This is a genomic window from uncultured Jannaschia sp. (genome assembly GCF_947494055.1).
In the GTDB taxonomy this organism is placed as follows: domain Bacteria; phylum Pseudomonadota; class Alphaproteobacteria; order Rhodobacterales; family Rhodobacteraceae; genus Jannaschia.
On sequence record NZ_CANLTR010000113.1, the window covers coordinates 1 to 2521 of the forward strand.

A 2521-nucleotide genomic window follows, 5' to 3' on the forward strand; every position below is an offset into this window, starting at 1 on the left:
GTTAAGCGTCGAAAATCATGTAGGCCACACCGTTTACGCCCGGTCGTCGTAGCCACGCCGTGTCTTTGTTTGGGCCATCTTCAGCAGCGAGGTAATCGCCGCTCCCTCGTCGGCGTGATGCTCGACAAGCGTTCGACCGCCGGAGCCGATCCGGCCCCATTCCCGGACCAGGCTCACGCCGCCGAACAGGTCGGGCTGGACCTGCATGAGATAGAAGCGCCGCATGTTGCGCGCCGGCGCGATCCGCCGAAGCTTGAGCCGCGACGGAAAGACTTCGTGCTGGTCGTCGAACGGCGGCATTCTTTGGCCTGCCCCTCCTACAACGTCCGTCAGCCAAGGCGCTGCTTGGACTAGCTCTTCGGCTAGATGAGGAACGTATCGAGAGACGTGCCGCTCGCGATCGCCTCTTTGATCCATCCGGGCTGACGTCCGCGACCGCTCCAGGTCAAAGAGGCGTTTTCGGGATGACGGTACTTCGCCGGCTGCGGCGTCCGTGCCTTCTTCCCGGCCTTGCCGGACCCGTCGATGAGCTCCGCGAGCGAGAAGCCCAATTCGCGTGCTTGGGCCTCCACCGCGGCCTGGGCTTCCTGCTTTCGCTTGGCGTCGTAATTTTCGACCGCCTTGTTCACGTCCTTTTGCAGGGCTTTTAGCTCGTCGCGGGACAAACTGTCGAGATCGATGTCGGCCATGGGTATCCGGGTCTTGTGTGAGAGAACTGTGTCAGGCGTCTTTTCAGGACGACCATGGTCGTTTCAATAGGCCTATTCCATGCGGGGTCAATACGACGAAACCACTAGCGCGGAATTAAGCGAACCCGTGTTCATGGAACCTGCTCATCGCTACTGAGAATGGTCATTCGACTGTCGATCCATAACCTCCTGACAGATCCAGTTCGGGAGGCGGAACGTTGGAGATACCTACTTGCGCCGCCTTGGCGTGTCGTGCTTCCGAACGACTCCCCGAGCCCGCCGAATGTATAGGCGGGTTTTCCATTCCCAGTATTTGTGCGATAGCCATTCGATCATCTATTCCCCTCATGCCACTATGGGGCCTTATCCTTTAGACGAAACTCGCCAGTTTTAAACTTCCCGTGTTCCTTGCAGATATATCGGTATTCCGCGTGCCTAGGTGTTTGATCCCACGGTTTGATGGTGTGATCCTTTCGAAGGAATGGAAGGAAGCATTATGGGACAGGTTCGTCACGGGAGCGCCACGTACTGTTACCCGGCAGGCGATTATCATGGCAAACCTGCCGGGAGGGCACGCACGCAATCCGAGCGGCAATACAGCGATCCACTGCCCAGCAGGGTCATGCGCAGCATGATCCCGAGAGGGGCAAACTTCGCTCGCGCAGCTGAGCCAGGAGCTGGGGATTAATTCGAAGACGGTCGCGAAGTGGCGGAAGCGGGCGACGGTCGAGGACATAAAGACTGGCCCGAAGGAGCCGCGATCGACGGTCCTGACCGAGGCGGAAGAAGCAATGATCGTTGCATTCCGTCGTCACACGCCACTGCCGCTGGACGACTGCCTTTATGCTCTGCAGCCAACGATCCCGCACCTGACGCGTTCGGCGCTGCACCGTTGCCTGCTACGACACGGGAACTCTCGCCTGCCCGACATCGAGGGGGACAAACCGAAGCGGCAGAAGTTCAAGCGCTACCCCATTGGCTTCTTCCACATTGATATCGCCGGGGTGCAGACTGCCGAGGGCAAGCTCTAGCTTTTCGTGGGCATTGACCGCACAACCAAGTTCGCCGTTACCCAGCTGGTTGAGAAGGCCGACAGGCGCACCGCCTGGGAGTTCCTGCAGCACATGCTCGAGGTCGTGCCCTACCAGGTCCACACGATCCTGACTCCCTCACGGGACATCACTGCGTGATGCCCTGTCGGGCAATGGACAACGGCATCCAGTTCGCCGAGCAACCGAGGAACCGGAACACCGTCATCTCCCGGCCGATGCGCTTCGACATGATCTGCGAAGCCAACGGGATCGAACACCGTCTTGCGAAGCCCAACCATTTGTGGAGTCTGGAGGATCAGAAAACAGTCCGGGGGACTGTTTTCCCGTCAAACGGCCAAGTCGAGCGGATGAACCGCACAATCAAGGAGGGTGAGGCCCAAAGCCGATCCCGGGGATCGGCGACGGCTGAACGTCAAGCGCTTTCATTACGACAGCCACAATCACCTGCGCACCCACCTCGGCGACTTCATGGCCGCCTACAACTTCGCCCGCCGGCTGAAGACGCTCGGCGGCCTCACGCCCTGCGAATACATCTGCAAGATCTGGACCTCGGAGCCGGATCGATTCATCCTCAACCCGATCCACCAAATGCCGGGACTGAACACCTAAAGAATGAAAGCGGGAGAAGCATGTTCGAAGTCTACCAGAGGGAAACGAACCGTGAATCCTTAAACTGCTAGCTCGTACGGCTTCTTTCGTGACTGTCTCTCAGGTCATGCGGGCAAGAACGGCGACAAGGGCAGTCGGCGGCGCAGGCTTTTGCAACAGCGGCGCGCCCGT

General features: G+C 59.3%; 2 protein-coding genes and 1 pseudogene. 1 reads left to right on the forward strand and 2 read right to left on the reverse strand.

Annotated elements, in window-relative coordinates; genetic code table 11:
• Positions 1-33: 33 nt before the first annotated feature.
• Both Q1A87_RS23280 and Q1A87_RS23285 read right to left on the reverse strand, forming a co-directional pair.
• Entirely contained in the window at positions 34-300 is a 267-nt protein-coding gene (locus Q1A87_RS23280; protein WP_299657185.1) for a WGR domain-containing protein, read from the reverse strand.
• A gap of 62 nt (positions 301-362) precedes the next feature.
• A complete protein-coding gene (locus tag Q1A87_RS23285; protein WP_299657188.1) occupies positions 363-689 on the reverse strand; it encodes an H-NS histone family protein in 327 nt (108 codons plus the stop codon).
• A gap of 647 nt (positions 690-1336) precedes the next feature.
• On the opposite strand from Q1A87_RS23285, the pseudogene Q1A87_RS23290 reads away from it, so the two are divergent.
• A pseudogene (locus Q1A87_RS23290) lies at positions 1337-2350 on the forward strand (IS481 family transposase); the annotation flags it as partial.
• Between the last annotated feature and the right edge of the window lie 171 nt (positions 2351-2521).